This window comes from Nocardia lijiangensis NBRC 108240 (genome assembly GCF_001613045.1).
Classification (GTDB): domain Bacteria; phylum Actinomycetota; class Actinomycetes; order Mycobacteriales; family Mycobacteriaceae; genus Nocardia; species Nocardia lijiangensis.
In genome coordinates, this window is the sequence record NZ_BDBP01000094.1 from 23,235 (window position 1) to 40,760 (window position 17,526).

Consider the following 17,526-nt stretch of genomic DNA (forward strand, 5'->3'; position numbering starts at 1 on the left):
GGACCGCCGCGGCATGGATTTGCGCGACGGTAGCGCTGTTCCGGAAATCTACGCTCTACCGGCATCGCCGGTGTTAGCCTTGGTCATAGCGTACGCCGGTGCTCGGCAGTAGTCGCGAAAATCTGCAATCAGGGATGGGCCCGCACGGCCGCACCCTTTGTTCGACGTGATGTGGATCGGTTCAGCCCCTGAAGGGAGGGCCGATGTCGGCGAATTCCGGTGTCGTCGCACAGCCCGAATCCTTTTCTGGAGTGAGGGATACCCGATGGATTCGAATACACCCGAGGATCTGCCCGGCGATGCGCTGAGTACCGATGAACGCGCCGAGCTCGCGAGGCTGCGCGCCGAAGTCGCCGCGCTGCGCGCCGAGGCTCGCGGCGGGGCGCAGCCGCCGGTTCCTCAGCCGCCACGGCATACGTGGCGGTGGACGGCGGTGGCGGTGCTGACGGTGCTGGTCGCCGTCCTCTCGATCACGACGGTGGTGTCGCGATACGTGCGGGGCGAGATCCTCGACACCGATCGGTATCTGACCACCGTGGCGCCGCTGGGTTCGGACCCGGTGCTGCAGAACGAGATCGCGGACGCGATCACCGACGAGATCTTCGCGCGCGTCGACATCGAGGGGCTGACCGCGGACGCGCTGGCCGCGCTGACCGAGGCGGTCCAGGTGACAGAGAACCGGCCGCGGCTGGATCGCGCGGTCGAAGGGCTGGCGCCGGTGATCACCCTGGAGGCGCGCGGCTTCGTCAACGACACCGTGCTGTCGTTCGTGCGCAGTGATCAGTTCGAGGACCTGTGGCTGCAAGCCAACCGCAAAGCTCACGGCATGCTCGTGTCGGTGGTGACCGGGCAGGTCGGACCGGCTTCGGTGGCGGTCGACGAGAACGGCACGGTCACCCTCTCGCTGGGCACGGTGCTGCAGAACGTGAAGGCCCGGCTCATCGACCGCGGCTTCACCATCGCCGAGAAGATCCCGCCGGTCGACAAGCAGTTCGTCTTGTTCCGTTCCCCGGAGCTGGTCCGCGCGCAGCGGGCGGTCGACTTCCTCGACAAGGCGGCGAATGTGCTGCCTTGGGTGACGATCGTGGCCGCGGTGTCGGCGATCGCCATAGCGCCCGCGGGCCGCCGGCGCCGCGCCTTGGTCGCGGTCGGAGTCGCGCTGGCGGTGGGCATGCTGATCCTGGCGATCGCGCTGATCATCGGACGCGCGGTGTATCTGAACCGGATTCCTCCCGACGTGCTGTCACCGGACGCGGCGACCGTCATCATCGACACGATGCTGGTGCCGCTGCGGACCGCGCTGCGCGGGGTCGCCGTGCTCGGCATCGTGATCGCGCTCGCCGCCTACCTCACCGGGGGTGCGGGCTCGGCCGTGGCGGTCCGCCGCGGATTCGGGCACGGCATGGACGCGGTGCAGCAGCTCCGGCGTTCGCGCCCGCCGAACCCGGTGGAGGCATGGGCGTTCCGAGCGCGCATCGTGCTGCGATGGGCGATCGTCGGCCTCGCCGCGCTCCTGCTGATCTTCTGGCGTTACCCCACCGGACTGGTGGTGGTGTGGATCGTGCTCGGCGTGCTGCTGGCACTCCTCGCGCTGGAAATCCTGATCCGTCCCGCCCGCGGGCGGCCGGAGGAGGCTCCGCCAGAGACGAAGGACGACGCCGGAACCGCGGCCCCAGCCGGTGCCTGATCCCCGCGCTGGATCTGGCGCGCGCCACCATCGCTGGAGAACCCGGCCCTCGTCGCCGGTGTCATCGTCGATCGTCACCGTGTCTACGAGCGGTCGTCGCCGATGCGCCACGCCAGAATGTTGCCAATGGGTTGCTAGTCAACTCTTCGATGCCGGTTCGTTGTACGGAAATCTCACTGGCTGGAGTTATTTTCCCGATAGTCTCTCCTCGAATCTCGGGAACGGCCAGGCAGTGGGTACCGCGTTAGGGCGTCACCCCGCATCGGAGAAGGGGCGTTTTCATGAACTTCGGGAAGAGTCGCGAACATCGCGAGTTTGCCGCACTATCGCGCAGGTCCGCTCTCGGCCTGGGGCTTGCTGCCGTCCCGATCGTCGCGATGGCCGCGTGCGGTGACTCCGAAGACGGCGGCGCGACGGCGCCGTCCGTGGGCGCTGCGGACGCGGACGCGATGTCCATCGCCACCGACGCCTACGTCTTCGGCTACCCGCTGGTCCTCATGGACGTCACCAGGGAGAACGGCGCACCGGCCAACCGCTTCCAGCACGGCGACCCGCCGACACCGGAGAACGAACAGGTGGTGCGCCTCAACCTGGACACGCTCTACTCGCAGGCGTGGCTGGACGTCCGCACCGAACCGATGATCCTGCGAGTGCCCGCGATGGAGCCGGCCCGGTACTGGCTCATGCAGATCATGGACGCGTGGTCCAACACCGTGCACGATCCCAGTAGCCTCGATCCGCAGGTGACGCCGGGCTCGGCCGCGCCACCGTTCACCTACGCCGTCACCGGGCCCGGCTGGTCGGGGCCGCTACCCGATGGCGTGACTCAGCTGGCCGTGCCCACCGGCACCGCCTGGCTGATCGGCAGGCTCCAATTCGACGGCGCCGCCGACGTCGACCGGGTCCGCGAGCTGCAACGGCAGCTGGAGCTGGTGCCGCTGAGCGAATGGGTGGAAGACCCGAACGCCGCGCACGGTGATCCCGGCGCGGAACCCGCCGCTGCGGCCTATCCCGCCGGGATCGTCGCCGAGATGGACGGGCCCACCTTCTTCGACCGGATGGGCAAGGTCATGGCGCTCAATCCCGCCGCCCCCGCGGACGCCGACGCCATGCGGCGGTTCGCCACCATCGGCATCGTCCCCGGCGCGAGCCCCACCGATGTCCCGGCCGACGTGCTGAATGCCGCCGCCGCCGAGGCGAAGAAGCGAATCCCGGCCTACCGCAACCCGAACGCCGAGGACCTGAACGGCTGGAACTTCGATCCGAGCATCGGCGCCTACGGCACCGACTACGACCTTCGCGCGATCGTGGCCATGCAAGGGCTCGGCGCCAATCTCGCCAAGGACGCCATCTACCCGACGGTGCACGCTGTCGCCGACGACGACGGCGTGTCGCGTCGATTCCGAATCCGTTTCGCCGCAGGGCAATTGCCGCCGGTGAACGCATTCTGGTCGCTGACGGCCTACGACGCGGACAGCCACTTCGTGGACAACCCGGCGGGGATCTATGCCCTCGGGCATCAGACCGCGGTCGTGCCTGGCGCGGACGGCTCGGTCCAGCTGGCTGTGCAAAGCGACGATCCCGGCACCGGTGTACCGCAGGGCAATTGGCTGCCGATCCCCGCCACCGGAGCGTTCTCCCTCACCATGCGCCTCTACGCCCCGAAATCCGAAGCGGTGGACGGCACCTGGCGGATGCCGAAGCTCGAACAGATCGACTGACAACGGATTTCGGCGGCATCGGGCGAAGGTCGCACTCTCCCGCGTCCGCGGTCAGCGTCCGACCGCGGGCACGTGGGCGCGTCGCGGGCCGACCGCCGCACCGACGGGGATGCGCGCGGGCGGCGTGGTGCTGCGTCGGCGCGCGCGACGGACCGCGCTCTCGGCTTCGATGACGACCGGGACGATCAGCGACCAGCCGAGGCAGGCGAGCCACTGACTGCCCGTCAGCGACGTCGTCATGAGCAGGTCTTGGAGAAACCCGATCTCCACGGCGAACACCGTGACGATCGTCGGGATCGACAAGATCCGGAGCGCGCCGAGAATCGGTGGCGTCAGGCCGGATTCGGGGTCCCGTCGCATGACGAGGCCGCTCAGGATGGAGCTGAACGACAGCACGACGAAGGCCATGGTCATCGGGACGTTCGCGGTAGTGGTGCTCATCTCGCCGGGCGCGAGCAGCATCGCGGCGAGCGTGACGGCGAACTGCAGCACACCGTAGGCCAGCCACTGCAGGAACGAATTCCGGTTGGCGATCGGCATCGCGGGGTCGCGGGGCGGCTTGTTCATCAGGTTCGGCGGCGGCGGATCGAGCATGATCACCGCGACCGGGAACAGGGTGATGAAGAAGTGCTGGAAAAGCACCATCAGCGGAGTCAAAGCGACACCGTCGTTGATGTTGAAGATGCTCGCGACCAGGAACAGCAGCACCAGCGAGAACAGCTTGGACATCTGATAGCGGATGTAGGACACGATCTTGTCGTAGATGCTGCGGCCCAACCGGATCGCGGTGATCAGGGTCCCGAAGTTGTCGTCGGTGAGCACCATCTTGCCCGCCTGTTTGGTGACCTCGCTGCCCGATCCCATGGCCACCCCGATGTCGGCCTTCTTCAGCGCGGCGGCGTCGTTGACGGCGTCGCCGGTCATGGCCACCACCGCGCCGCCGCGCTGCATGATGTCGGCAAGGCGCAGTTTGTCCTGCGGGGTGACGCGCCCGAACACATGCAGGTTCGGCAGGGCCGCCGCCAGCTCCTGATCGGACATGGCCTGGAGTTCGGCGCCGCCGATCGCGCCCGGTCCCAGCCCGAGTTCGGCGCCGATCGCGGACGCGGTGATCGCGTGGTCGCCGGTGATCATCCGGACATCGATGCCTGCTTCGTGAGCCGTGCGCACCGCGTCGATCGCCTGAGGCCGCAGCGGGTCGATGATGCCGACCATCCCGACGAACGTGAGGTCCTCGACGAACGCCATCGGCTCGGCCGCGACGGCTTCCTCCCGCCCGTCGAGCACGCGTGCCGCGAATGCCAGGACGCGCAAGCCCTTCTCGGACATGGCGCGGTTCGCGGCCGTGATCTCCTCGCGCATGTCGTCGATCGGCACCGCATGACGCCCCGGCCGGTACGCGGTCGCGCACCGGTCCAGGACCACATCGGGTCCGCCCTTGACCAGTTCGACGAACCGGGTGATCTCGTCGACCTCGAGGTGGTGGAACGTGGCCATGAACTTGTACGCCGAATCGAACGGCACCTCGGCGACACGGGGATACGTTCGCCGCGTGAGCGGGGCGTCGACGCCCATCTTGGCCGCGAGTACCACCAGCGCGGCCTCGGTCGGATCGCCGACGACCTCCCCGGCGTCGGAGACGGTGGCGTCGCTGTCGAGGCACAGCCCGTAGGCCAGCAGCGTGAAGTCCGGGATGGCCTCGCCCGCGGTGTGCGTGATCTTCCCCGACTTGTCGTAGCCCTGGCCCCCGACGACGTACTGCCTGCCGTGGAAGTACAGCGACCGCACCGTCATCTGGTTCATCGTCAGCGTGCCGGTCTTGTCGGAGTTGATCGCGCTCGTGGCGCCGAGTGTCTCGACATCGGTGAGGTTCTTGACGACGGCCTTGGCGTCGGCCAGCTGGCGGGCGCCGTAGGCCAGCATCGCCTGCACGAACGTGGGCAAACCGGTCGGAATCGCGGACACGCCCATCGAGATTCCCAGCAACAGCAGTGTCGTGACGCTCTGTCCGCGGATCACCCCGATGATCACGATGATCGCCACCGCGGTCCAAGCGATTATGCCGAGCACTTTGGTCAGCGAGCCCAGTTCCCGTTGCAGCGGAGACTTGCTCGGCGCGACGGCCGAGAGCATCGATGCGATCCGGCCCATCTCGGTGTCCAAGCCGGTCTCGGTGACCACCATGCCCGCGGTACCGCGGGTGACCGAGGTGTTCTGGAAGGCCATATTGCTGCGGTCACCGAGGGGGACGTCGGTGCTGCCGAGCGGCTTGGCGTCCTTGGCGACGGGTGCGCTCTCTCCCGTCAGCGCCGCTTCCTGTGTCTCGAGGGTCGCCGACGTCAGCAGTCGTCCGTCCGCCGGAACGATGTCGCCCGCTTCGAGTTCGACGATGTCGCCAGGCACGAGTTCGGTGGCGTCGAGCTGGGTCAGCGATCCGTCGCGAATCACCCGCGCCTGCGGCGTCTGCATCTTGGCCAAGGCGTCCACGCTGGCGCGCGCCTTGACTTCCTGCTGGGTGCCCAGCACGACATTGAGCCCGACCAGCACGCCGACGACGATCGCGGTCGGTATCTCGCCGATGATCACGCTGACCACGGCCACCGCCACCAGCATGAGATTCATCGGATCCTTCAGCTGCGACAGCGCGATCGTCCAGACCGACGGCGCGGGCTCGGAGGCGATCTCGTTGGGCCCGTAGCGTTCGCGGCGTTCCGCGACCGCGGCGGCCGTCAGACCGGACTGCTGATTCGAGGCGAGGGCGGACAGCACGGCGGCCGCGTCCTGCGCGTACCAGGCCGGTCGCGCGTCCGCGGCGTCGGCCCGGTGCGCCGGGCTCGGCGCTGAGTCCGTGGTTGCCATTGGCCGCTCGTCCTTTCCGGGACCGGGACTCTCAGAAGGGGGTCGGGATCCAATGCAGTGGCTGCGTCGGTGGCAGATAGCCGTCGGGTCGTTGCCGCTCCGGCAGCGTGATCTTCGGATGCTCCGGGTGTTCGTAGGGGATGCAGCTCAGCAGGTGGCTGATGATGTTGAGCCGCCCGCGCTTCTTGTCGTCGTTGTTCGCGATGAACCACGGCGCCCAGCCGGTGTCGGTGAAGTGGAACATCTCGTCACGCGCGCGCGAGTAGTCGTACCAGCGGCTGTAGGACTGCAGGTCCAGATCGGACAGCTTCCAGAATTTCCGGGGATCGTCGATCCGGCTCTGCAGCCGCAACGTCTGCTGCTCTTCGCTCACCTCCAGCCAGTACTTCAGCAGGAGGACGCCGGAGTCGACGATCACCCGTTCGACCGTCGGGATGACCTCCAGGAAGCGTTGTGCCTCCTGCTCGGTGCAGAATCCCATCACACGTTCGACGCCGGCGCGGTTGTACCAGCTGCGATCGAAGATGACGACCTCTCCGGCCGCGGGGAGATGGGGCAGGTACCGCTGCACGTACATCTGCGACTTCTCGCGGTCGGTCGGCGCGGGCAGCGCGACCACCCGGAACACCCGCGGGCTGACCCGCTCGGTGATCGCCTTGATGACACCGCCTTTCCCGGCGGTGTCGCGCCCTTCGAACAGGACGCAGATCCGCGCTCCGGACGTCTTCACCCACGACTGCAACGCGACGAGTTCGGCGTGCAACCGCGCCAGATGATGGGCGTACTCCTTGTTCGTCATCCGCGACGGCGGCGGTGCGGCGGAGGGCTCGAGCAGCTCGCCCGACGCGGTGGACCGTTCACCGGGCGCGCGCTTCCCGGCCCCGCCCTTCTTGCCCGCGGATTTGTGGTGTCCGGCTTTCCTTCCCATGGCGGTTCCCCAGACTCGTCGGATACTCGAACGGCGACAACGCGATCGCCCCTACCGCGCAACCGGCCTCGGTGCGCGGGCCCGGATCAGATGCGCTCGGGCTCCCAGGTCGTCACGGCCCAGATCACGACGACATTCAAGGCGATGACCACGATCGACCACCAGGGGTAGTAGGGCAGCCACAGGAAGTTCGCCAGGATGGACAGCGCCGCGAGGAAGACCGCGAGAATGCGCGCCCACATGGCTCCGGTCATCAGCCCGGCTGCGGCGAGCACCAGCAGAATCCCGAGAATCAGATGGATCCAACCCCAGCCGGTGGTGTTGAGCTGATAGGCGTAGTTGGGTCCGGTCACGAGAATGTCGTCCTTGGCGATGGCGGAGATTCCCTCGAAGATCGAGAGAATGCCGACGGCCATCAGCAGGATCGCGGCGCCGATCGACGCCCCGGCCGCCACCGCCTGCTGTGTTGAATGCTGACCAGTTGCTGACATCGCGAGTCACCTCTAATCGTTCATGACGAATTCGATCGATCCATCGCCTCGTCACCCGAACTCTGGTGGGGCCCAACGGGCACGCCGACGGGCTGCGGCGACGGCTGGACGGAGCCGTGCATCGAGAAAAGCGGTGGATCGACGCAGGAGAACGGCTGTCGGCGGCAGGGACGTACAGGGTCCGTCGCCGAGTCCGAAGCCGTCTTCGACGTCCGAAAGCCAGCGAGACGTGACGCCCGCATCGCGGTCGCCGGCACCGGTGACGGCACTCGTCTCACTCGGTCAGCATATCTCCAGCGACCTTGTTGTCATGGTCGAATGATTGTCGCCGAGCGTTCCTCCGGCCTTCGGCGCCGTACTACGGCGAGATCGGTTGGAAGGGCCGGATTTCGTCGTGACCGGGACGGACCACACCCGCCGAGGACTCAGGGACTTCGTTCCATGCCCCCGAGAGGTCGCGCAGCGGCTCGGAGACCACGAACCGAGCCTCCTCGCTGAGCAGGCCGAGCGCCTCGACCTCGGGGTGCAACTCCCGCACCTTCGACACCTCGGTCGAGTAGAACAACGTCCGCGTCTGCCGTTCGCTGGAGTACCGGAAGAACCACATCGATTCGCCGTCGGTGGTGGCGACGGTCATCTGCGCGGGGGCGGCCACATCGTGCGCGCGGCCTACGTCTTCGACGAAGCCGACGGCGCGGGCGACCGCGCCGAACGGGTCGTCGGGCAGGCCGAAGGTCAGCGCGAGGAAGAACAGGAGTTCGGAGTCCGTGGACCCCTCGATATCGGTGAACAGGGCGGGCTCGACCGCGGTCATCAGATCCCGTTTCATCGCACGGAAACCGCGGAGCGCTCCGTTGTGCATCCACAACCACCGGTCGTGCCGGAAGGGGTGGCAGTTGCTGCGCTGCACGGCGGTCCCGGTCGACGCGCGCACGTGCGCGAAGAACAGCGGCGTCCGCACGGCGCTCGCGAGCTCGCGCAGGTTCTGGTCGTTCCATGCGGGCTCGATGTTCTTGAAGACCGCCGGTTGCGTCCCCTCGCCGTACCAGCCGATCCCGAAACCGTCTCCGTTCGTGGTCGTCGCCCCGAGCTGGGAGTGCATGCTCTGGTCGATCAACGAATGCACCGGCCGGAACAGCAGGTCCTCGGCCAAGATCGGATTCCCCGAGTAAGCCATCCACCTGCACATATATCGATTGAAGCAGACCGGTGGAAGACTCGGATCGAAACTCGCATTCCGCTGAGCGGCCGACACGCACGGCGATTCCGCGCACGGTGTCGACCCGCCTCAGTGGGTGAGTACGACCTTGACGATCACGACGGTCGCGGCGGCCGCTGTCAGCAGGACGGCGCCGAGCACGGACGCTCGCGTCGGGCGCTCGCCTTTCAGCCTGCCGATGACGAACACGATGCCCCCGATGCGGATCAGCACAGCGAGTTCCGCGAGGACCTGCGCGGTCCTCGGCTCCAGCCACCCTAGCCACCCGGTGGCGAGAATCGCGCACGGCAGCACCGCGGAACTGAGAATGGGGATGGAGTTGCGCAATTCGTGCACCTCTTCCGACCTCGTCGGCGCACTTCCTTCCCGCACCGTGTGTCCGACGGCCTCGGCGAAGGCGTGCGCGACGAACGTGGACAGGGCGGTACCGAGGACAACCAGAATTCCGATGTAATCGTCCGCCGTGACGATCGGCACCAGCGCCGCCAGAACCAGGACATTGCCGTAGATGTAGGCGCTGATGCGGCTCGCCGCATTGCCGCGGTCCAATGGCCTGCTGCGTGAGAACAGCGGGCCGTGCAACAGTGCGTGCGTGTCGAGGCCCATGGGATCACGCGGGGTGAACGAGGTCGGCGCGCCGGGGCAGCAGTGCCGCGGCGAGCAATCCGGCGACACCCAGGGCGGCCAGCGTGATCATCGCGGCGGCGTAGGCGTGGCCGGTCAGCCCGGCGGCCAGGATGGTGCCCGCGATGGCGGTGCCGAGCGAGGAGCCGAGATTCGACACGCTGCGCGACAAGCCGGAGATCTCGCCCTGTTGGTCTTCGCTGAAACTGGACTGAACGATATTGACCGCCGGGGTCAGCATCACGCCCAATCCGACTCCGATCAGCAGCAATCCCGGAACGAAAGCCCAGAGGTTCTCGGAACGGCCGGTCAGCGCGATCAGCACGACGATGCCGACAACGGTGATGAGGAAACCGGCCATGATCAGCGTGCGCTGGGCGCGCCGTCGTGCCAGTCGCGCGGCGGCCAGCGACGACACGAGCAGACCCAGGGTGGCCGCGGTGAAGATCACGCCGGTCTCGATCGCGTTGTATCCCCGCACCACCTGCAGATACGCCGCGACCACGAACGACGTCCCCATCAGCAACAGCCACTGGAGGTTCTGGGTGACCAGGCCGAGGTTCGAGGTGCGGTTACGGAACAGGCTCAGCGAGATCAGCGGCTCGCCCCCGGCTCGCTCCTTCGCGCGAATCCACAGGAAGAACCACGCCAGGACCGCAGCGCCCGCCACGAGCAGGGTGATCATCAGCCGAATGTCGTTGTCGGCAGCCAGGATTCCCATGACGAGCAGAACCAGGCCGATCGCCGACAGCACGGCACCCGGAATGTCGATCTCCTTTGTCGGGTCCGCGGGCACCGGATCGGTGATGCGCAGGCTGAGGAGCACGATCACCGCGACCACCAGCGCCTGGAAGACGAAGGCCGCGCGCCAGCCGAGGCCCGAGGTGATGAGTCCGCCGAGCAGGGGTCCCGCCGCGGCGCCGATTCCGCCCATCGCCATGATGACGCCGAATGCCCGTGCGCGCGACGTCGTGTCGGTGAACAACAGGGTTGTCAGGATGTAGACCGGCGGGATCAGCATCGCCGTGCCGACGCCTTCCAGGATCGAGTTGCCCAGGATCAGCACGCCGAGTCCTGGCGCGATCGCGCTCAGCACGGCGCCGATGCCGTACACGATCAAGCCCAGGATGAAACAGCGTTTGCGCCCGTATCGGTCGGTCAGCTTGCCGCCGGGGATCATCAACGCGGCCATGACCAACAGAAAGGTCGTGATGACGATCTGCACCCCCTGCACGGTGGTGTTCAGATCGGCGCTGATGTCGTTGATCATCACGTTCATGTTCGAACCGGCGAAGCTGCAGATGAACTGCGCGAGCGCCAGCGGAACGAGCACCGCGCGCGGTGGGCTGGAGACACCTGTGTCGGCCATCGTCGGCGGCGATCTATCCGGACGTCGAATCCGGCCGTGCCTCGGCGCGGTCGAGCTGCTCGTCGAGGGCCATCGCGGCCGCCACCAGCGCCAGGTGCGTGAACGCCTGCGGGAAGTTGCCGAGTTGCTCACCGGAGGGGCCGATCTCTTCGGCGAACAGCCCGACGTGGTTGGCGTAGGTGAGCATCTTGTCGAAGGCGTACCGCGCCTGCGTGAGACGACCCGCGCGGGCCAGCGCTTCCACGTACAAGAAGCTGCACAGGTTGAAGGTGCCCTCGACCCCGCGCAGACCGTCCGGGGACGCCTCCGGGTCGTACCGGTAGACCAGGCTGTCGCTGACCAGCTCCTGGTCCATGGCGTCCAGGGTGCTCAGCCACGCCGGGTCCATCGGCGACAGAAATCCCATGCGGGGCATCAGCAGCAGCGACGCATCCAGCACGTCGGTGGCGTAGTGCTGCACGAACGCCTGGCGTTTCGTGCTCCAGCCGCGATCGACGATCTGCGTGAACACCGCATCCCGCGCGCGCGTCCACCGCGCCACGTCGCCGGGGCGCGAGTATTTGGTGGCCAAGCGAACAGCGCGATCGAACGCCACCCAGGTCATCAGGCGGCTGTAGGTGAATTCCTGTCGGCCGCCCCGGGTTTCCCAGATGCCCTCGTCGGGCCGGTCCCAATTGTCGACCAGCCAGTCGATCAGTTTCGTGAACGATCGCCATCCGCCGATGCTGCCGATGTCGGGGGCCTGCGCCAGCGCGTCGGCGGCCTCGCCGTAGATGTCGAGCTGGATCTGATCCGCCGCCGCATTGCCGACTCGGACCGGCGCCGACCCCCGGTAGCCCTCGAAGTGGGCGAGCACCTCCTCCTCCAGCAGCGGGTCGCCATCGATCCGGTACATGATCTGGAGCGGCTCGCCCGAGGCGGTGCCGCCGGCGTCGAGACGCTCACGCAGCCAACGGCGGAACGCATACGCCTCCTCGGTGAAGCCCAAGTCGATCAGCGCCCGCACCGACAGGGCGGCGTCCCGGATCCAGGTGTAGCGGTAGTCCCAGTTGCGCTCACCGCCCACCTGCTCCGGCAGCCCCATGGTGGCCGCGGCGATCGGCGCCCCGGTCGGCGCGTAGGTGAGCAGTTTCAATGTGATCGCGGAGCGATTGACCATGTCCCGCCAGCGGCCCTGGTAGGTGGACGAGCGCAGCCAGGACTGCCAGAAGTTCCGGCACCGTTCGAAGTCGGCGGTGACCTCGTCGCGCGTCGGCGGCTCGGGCGCCGGTCCGCCACTTGCCATGCTGGTCAGCGTCACCACGGCCGTCTCGCCTTCGGAGAGGGTGAAGTGCGCCGTGATGTCACCACCTTCGCCGGTCAGCGTCACCGGGTCGGTGGCCTGCAGGTGCAGATCGGTGCCCGGGCCGTGGAAGACCACCGCTCCGTGGTCGAGCCGTTCGATGGTGTGGGTGGCGCGACCGTAGTCGAATCGCGGACGGCAGGTGAGGGTGAACGACAGCCGCCCTCGCACCACCCTGGCCACCCGCACCAGCCGATGCCGGTCGGTGGGCTCGGAACCCCGGATCGGATCCATGAAGTCACCGACCTCGCCGACCCCGTCCGGCCCCAGGAATCGGGTGACGAGAATGGCCGTATCCGGCATGTACAGCTGGCGCACCGACGCTTCCGCGGTGTCCACGGCCAGCCGGCAGAAACCGCCACGCTCACTGTCCAACAGCGAAGCGAAGATGCTCGGCGAATCGAACCTCGGCGTGCACCACCAGTCGATCGTGCCCGCAGAGGACACCAGAGCCACGGTTTGCAGGTCGCCGACGATGCCGTGCTCGGCGATCGGTGGGTAGGCGTTCACGAGCGCTCCTTCATCCCCGGCGCTGGTGCCGCCGCTCTCGGGGTGGACACCGCGCCGGTCTCCATGCGCTGCGGTTGGCGTTCGCCGTCACCGCTTTACGCGGTGGGTGATTGCCCCAGCGCCCGCGCCTTGAGTTGTTCGAACTCCTCCGCGGTGATCACCCCGGAGTCCTGCAACGACTTCGCCTCGGTGATCTGTTCGGCGGGGGACTTCCCGGCTACCTGGCGGATGTACTCGTCGGTGCTCTGCTTGGCTTCGAGTTGCATCTGCCGAGACCGCTCGGCCATACCTCGTCCGCGGACGATCAGGTAGATGAACGCGGAGATGTATGGCAGCAGTATCAACGCGATCACCCACAGGGTCTTGCCGAAGCCGGAGACGGTGTGGTCGCGGAACAGATCGACCAAGATCTGGAAAAGCACGATCAAGTACGCCACGAAGGCGAACACGATGATCGTGTACCACAACAGGTCCCAGAACGAATCCAACATGGTGAACCTCCTCCGAGTGGGTATCTCCTCTTCCCGACCGACCGGGCGTCGCCCGTCGGCGTCGGAGTCGGACGATTCACCGCTGATTCAGCCCGCCTCGCATCGCCTACGCGCACATCCGTTCACCGATGATATCCGGCGAACCTCGCGGATACGTCAACTCTCAGCAACCGCAACCGTTAGGGCTTGGTCTGGTACCTGCCAGCCCATCCAACCTCGTGTCAGCACAGTAGCAAACACTCGGGAACAGCGAAACCTGTTCATTTCACTGCGGCGGGATGCTCCGGGCGAAACGGCCGACGGTCACGGTGCCGCATCATTGCTACGACGCTGCTCGCGCAGCGCCGCCCGGGGGTCGCCGAGACCGTATGGTCGATCGCGACCTGTGTGTTCCCCGAGAAGGAGGAGTCAGGAAATGCCCAAGTATCTGTGGCGAGTCAGCTACTCCGAGGAGGGGGCTCGCGGTGTGCTGGCGCAGGGCGGCAGCGCCCGCCGAGCGGCCATCACGGAAATGGTCGAGAGCGTGGGCGGCCATGTGGACGCCTGCTATTTCGCTTTCGGTGAGGACGATCTGTTCGTGATCGGCGATGCCCCGGACGAGGTTTCGGCCGCGGCGCTCGCCATCCGGACCGCGGCCTCCGGTGCGGCGATATCGCACACCGTGACGCTGCTGACCCCCGAGCAGGTCGACGAAGCCGTCGCGCGGGACGTTACCTATCGGCCTCCGGTCGAGGCTTCCTGACCCCAACGGGAGGCAGGCGCGGTTGCCGCCGCACCTCCCCTCCGGTCGGCAACCGCGCCCCACAACGCGGCTGGGCCTCGAATACGCCGTGGCGCAGTGTTATTCAGGCCGGGACGGTCACTCCTCGATGACGTAAGTGATGTCCTCGCAGCTGGCTACGTAGTTGCCCTTCGACTCGGCATCGACGTAGACCACATCTTTGTCGCAGTCGGGGTGGTAGATGGCGAGCTTACGCATTGCCCCGCAACGGTTGTGGTAGTAGACCGTCGTAGTCGACCAGCCCTTGTCGTACGAGTACGTGAAACAGCCGGTCTCACCCCGTTCAGCGGAGGCGGGGGCGGCGGTGGCGACGCCGACTCCGACCGAGGCGGCGGCAAGAACAACTCCAGCCAACAGCTTGCTCATCTTGTGCATCATGACCTTTCGATAACCGGCACGCTGAACCAGACACCAGCTTGCTCTGCGATTGCACGTGCCGATGCTTGCCTCTCTCGTTTGGCGGTGTCGTGCCAAGACGACAACGGTAGAAGTGATGCGCCGCCCGCAATTGCCTGTGAGCGCACGAGAGTTTTCTCCGAGCGCAGCGCCGGGAGTTTGCCGCGACGCGTAGCGGGTATGTAGCCGACCGGCGCCGGATCGGTACGCGGCGTGCTCATAGGTGACAGATCACGGTGCAGGGAGGGTGTAGGGAGATTGATGCCGACAACGGACGGAGTCGACTCCTTCGAATCCACGACGACACACCACGTCGCCCGGCACGAGCGCGCGGACTACTGGGCCGAACTCGTGCAGTCACACCAGCGCGCACGCTTGAGCTCCGTATTTCCCCACCAACGCGACTTCCACGGACGCTCGGTGCGGCGCCGGACCGCCAGCTACCAGATGATCGGATGGGAGGCCGACGCCGTAACCTATTACCGCACCGCCGAGCATGTGTGCACCGACTCCGACGAAGACTATCGCCTGATGCTGCCCACCACCGGGCACATCACCATCCGGCAGAACGATCGACACACATCCATGGCTCCCGGCACCGGCTGCCTGCCGTGAACGCAATTCACCAGTGATCAGCGTCGGCCACCGGGTTGTCCCGCTGCACCCGCGACGTTGGCGTTGTGGACCGAACAGACCCACCAGCTGTCGTTGCGTTCGGTGAAAACCCATGTGCCGCGGTTGGTTATCGAGAACTCCGGTGTCCGCAGTGTCTGCTCGACGTCGAATCGGCATCGCCCAGCCCGCGCCGTCCGGTGGCGGTGATCACCGGAGTCGGCGCCGGGCTGGGCGGAGTGGTCGTCCGATCGTCACTTCGGCGGCGGAACGACCGGGGTGACGAGCATCCGGCCCGCGGTGGCGACGGTGTCCTCGAGGGTTCGCTTCGTCATTCCGAGAAGCACGCTGTTGTTGCGCTGTGCCCAGAGCATCTGCGTGGTGGCCCAGGCGGTGTCGCGGGCGCGGGCGATACTGAAACTGCTCAGGATGTGCTCGAGCGTTTCGGCGTCCTTGGTGGCGAGCTTCAGCAGCGCGGGCTCGTATTCCGCCCGGACCTCCGCCTCGATCTTGGCCAGTAGCTCGTTGACCCTGAGGTAGTCGTCGTGCACCGGCTTGGTGTCGGGCGTGGTGCCCCGCTCCTTGCAGGTTTCCACCACCGCGACCGCCAAATCGTGGTTGATATGGGCGTTCATGCCCGCCAGTGCGAACTGCAACGGCCACACGGTGCGGTTGGAACGCGCATCGAAGACCGGTCGCCAGACCGGGTTGGGCCGCTTGCCGAGCTTGGCGGCGTCGACCGCGTCGAAGTACAGCCGCGCGAAGATCACGTCGAGGCGTTCGACGAAGTCGTTGTCCTTGAAGAATCCTCCGGTGATCTGCTGTCCCACCAATTCGGTGACGCGCAGGTACATGTTGTTGAAGCTCGCGACTCCGTCTCGCGGATCGAGTTCGTCCTTGATGGCGCGCATCCGCCGGACGACCTCTTCGACGGGACCGGGAATCTGAGTGGTCTTCATGGTGTCCTCCTCCGCAGGATCGTTTCGACCGTCAGCGACATTGTGTGGATGCTGTATCGAAAGCACTCGTAAACCCACTGGTGCAGTGTCGATTTCGCAGCTGCGAGACTTGCGGCTCTTATCGAGCGGAGATCATTGGTTTCCGCGTGTCCGCATCGAACCATCGCCCCCATACGACGGACGGATTCACGTACTTCCCAAATATACTGGCAAGCCAACTCGCTCACCGGAGATTGAGATTTCTCTCCCGTCGACGGACGGGTGCGCCCGATGCCGGAGTACGCGGCCCGGGTGAACACGAGTTCGAAAATTGGGGGACGGTGTTCTCTCGATCCGAGCTCAACGGTCGGCCGCTGCCACCCAAGCGATCGCTTCGTCTCGCTTCGCGACGGGGAAGCGTTTGAATTCTCCCGGTGTCATCCATACGAACAGCGAGGTGACGGTGATCATCCAGTCGAGGTCGGTGACCAGTGCGATCCGTTTCCAGCGCGTGAGGTGCTCGATTCCGAGCTTCATGTCCTCCCACGCCGCTTCGGGTGACATGCCTTCGAATCGTTCGAATACCAAGACGATTCGGATTTCTTTGCCGTGCTCCAAAACTTCCCGCACGGCGGGCATCAGTATTTCTTCGTAGTCGGATGCCTCGAGACGTCCTGTTGCTTCGAACCCGATGACGCCGTCCGGCAATCCTCCGATCGGTTTCAGCATGACCACGACCGTAGCACTCTCACCGAATCGATCGCAGGTGCTCATTCGAAATGCGCACGATGTACGTCGAGTGTCCAACTCTTTGCCGAAGCCGACCAATTCGGCGCCGTACTGGTCCGCTTGCACTGCGATCGCTGTGACGTGTCTGTCCGGGCTCGGGTTGGTAAGTCGCCCCTGCCGAAGCTCAGTGAAGCATGCGCTGTCCACCGCACGGCTGCGGGCACGAGCACGATCGGCGCCGATTGCCGACACCGGCGATTCTCATGAGGTGGTACGACTCGTCGGCGGATGGCGAAAGATATCTCCGGTCAAGCGGATTCGTTGCGATCGGCGGTAGCTCACCGTAGGGGAGTGGGGCGTGGAACGCCGACTTGTTGGTCATCGATTCCGGCCGCACGCCAAACACCCTGTCCCACGACGACAAATGGTCCGTCCTCCCGAGGTCGAAACGGGAGGACGGACCACTTCCCCGTAAGCCGCGGGAACGCCGCCACGTTCTCGGGCCGCTCCGACCTTATCGGGCGGAGAGGCGAAAAGGTGTCATCCGACACGAATCGGACGTGACACGAGGCCCATTCGGCGTGTCGCATTTGCGCCGCTTGTTCGGATCCGCGACGCGCCTACCAGCGCGGTAACACTCGCGAGGCAGTCGAGGCTCACCACTTCGACATGCCCGACATCGTTTTCGACGCCCGGGCGTGTCTTCGTAGTGCGAGCTTCGAATCGGCTGACTCCCGTGGCAAGTCCCGTTGTCCCGCCTCGCCGAGGCTCGCTTTGAAGAATCGCGGTGCGGGTGCGGCGCAGTAGTACACACCGAATCCGCGCATGG

The 17,526-nt window shown here is 66.3% G+C and carries 15 protein-coding genes; 4 read left to right on the plus strand and 11 right to left on the minus strand.

The annotated features are described in order from the left end of the window. Positions 1 to 265 precede the first annotated feature (265 nt). Entirely contained in the window at positions 266 to 1,687 is a 1,422-nt protein-coding gene (locus NL1_RS29235) for a hypothetical protein (RefSeq protein ID WP_067845936.1), read from the plus strand. 281 nt (positions 1,688 to 1,968) lie between these two features. Further along, positions 1,969 to 3,408: a DUF1254 domain-containing protein gene (locus tag NL1_RS29240; RefSeq protein WP_067845939.1), complete on the plus strand. Its 1,440-nt coding sequence runs from the start codon at positions 1,969 to 1,971 to the stop codon at positions 3,406 to 3,408. A gap of 51 nt (positions 3,409 to 3,459) precedes the next feature. Here NL1_RS29240 and NL1_RS29245 read toward each other — a convergent pair whose 3' ends face one another. The 8 genes from NL1_RS29245 to NL1_RS29280 all read right to left on the minus strand — a co-directional run bounded on the left by NL1_RS29245 (position 3,460) and on the right by NL1_RS29280 (position 13,238). Next, on the minus strand, positions 3,460 to 6,267 hold the full coding sequence (locus NL1_RS29245) for a cation-translocating P-type ATPase (protein WP_067845941.1): 2,808 nt from the start codon (positions 6,265 to 6,267) through the stop codon (positions 3,460 to 3,462). 31 nt (positions 6,268 to 6,298) lie between these two features. After that, entirely contained in the window at positions 6,299 to 7,195 is an 897-nt protein-coding gene (gene ppk2, locus NL1_RS29250) for a polyphosphate kinase 2 (protein WP_067845944.1), read from the minus strand. Positions 7,196 to 7,281: 86 nt separating this feature from the next. After that, positions 7,282 to 7,686 (minus strand): DUF7144 family membrane protein, encoded by a 405-nt coding sequence (locus tag NL1_RS29255; protein ID WP_067845948.1) that lies wholly within the window; start codon positions 7,684 to 7,686, stop codon positions 7,282 to 7,284. 358 nt (positions 7,687 to 8,044) lie between these two features. Beyond that, positions 8,045 to 8,863, minus strand: a complete 819-nt coding sequence (locus tag NL1_RS29260; protein WP_067845951.1) for a class II glutamine amidotransferase — start codon at positions 8,861 to 8,863, stop codon at positions 8,045 to 8,047. 111 nt (positions 8,864 to 8,974) lie between these two features. Beyond that, a complete protein-coding gene (locus tag NL1_RS29265; RefSeq protein WP_067845954.1) occupies positions 8,975 to 9,511 on the minus strand; it encodes a hypothetical protein in 537 nt (178 codons plus the stop codon). A 4-nt stretch (positions 9,512 to 9,515) separates the two neighbouring features. Beyond that, on the minus strand, positions 9,516 to 10,898 hold the full coding sequence (locus NL1_RS29270; protein ID WP_067845957.1) for an MFS transporter: 1,383 nt from the start codon (positions 10,896 to 10,898) through the stop codon (positions 9,516 to 9,518). 13 nt (positions 10,899 to 10,911) lie between these two features. Continuing rightward, on the minus strand, positions 10,912 to 12,750 hold the full coding sequence (locus NL1_RS29275; RefSeq protein WP_067845959.1) for a glycoside hydrolase family 15 protein: 1,839 nt from the start codon (positions 12,748 to 12,750) through the stop codon (positions 10,912 to 10,914). Positions 12,751 to 12,845: 95 nt separating this feature from the next. Beyond that, the gene (locus tag NL1_RS29280; RefSeq protein WP_245673635.1) at positions 12,846 to 13,238 is read right to left on the minus strand and encodes an SHOCT domain-containing protein; all 393 of its coding nucleotides are present in this window, start codon (positions 13,236 to 13,238) and stop codon (positions 12,846 to 12,848) included. 418 nt (positions 13,239 to 13,656) lie between these two features. On the opposite strand from NL1_RS29280, the gene NL1_RS29285 reads away from it, so the two are divergent. Beyond that, positions 13,657 to 13,983 (plus strand): GYD domain-containing protein, encoded by a 327-nt coding sequence (locus tag NL1_RS29285; RefSeq protein WP_067845965.1) that lies wholly within the window; start codon positions 13,657 to 13,659, stop codon positions 13,981 to 13,983. A gap of 117 nt (positions 13,984 to 14,100) precedes the next feature. Here NL1_RS29285 and NL1_RS29290 read toward each other — a convergent pair whose 3' ends face one another. Next, a complete protein-coding gene (locus NL1_RS29290) occupies positions 14,101 to 14,388 on the minus strand; it encodes a hypothetical protein (protein WP_156095111.1) in 288 nt (95 codons plus the stop codon). Between the two features lie 291 nt (positions 14,389 to 14,679). On the opposite strand from NL1_RS29290, the gene NL1_RS29295 reads away from it, so the two are divergent. Next, entirely contained in the window at positions 14,680 to 15,033 is a 354-nt protein-coding gene (locus NL1_RS29295; RefSeq protein WP_067845971.1) for a helix-turn-helix domain-containing protein, read from the plus strand. 251 nt (positions 15,034 to 15,284) lie between these two features. Here the strand turns inward: NL1_RS29295 and NL1_RS29300 are convergent, their stop codons facing one another. Then, the gene (locus tag NL1_RS29300; RefSeq protein WP_067845974.1) at positions 15,285 to 15,989 is read right to left on the minus strand and encodes a DUF5995 family protein; all 705 of its coding nucleotides are present in this window, start codon (positions 15,987 to 15,989) and stop codon (positions 15,285 to 15,287) included. A 339-nt stretch (positions 15,990 to 16,328) separates the two neighbouring features. After that, the gene (locus NL1_RS38295) at positions 16,329 to 16,697 is read right to left on the minus strand and encodes a SpoIIAA family protein (RefSeq protein ID WP_067845983.1); all 369 of its coding nucleotides are present in this window, start codon (positions 16,695 to 16,697) and stop codon (positions 16,329 to 16,331) included. Positions 16,698 to 17,526 lie beyond the last annotated feature (829 nt).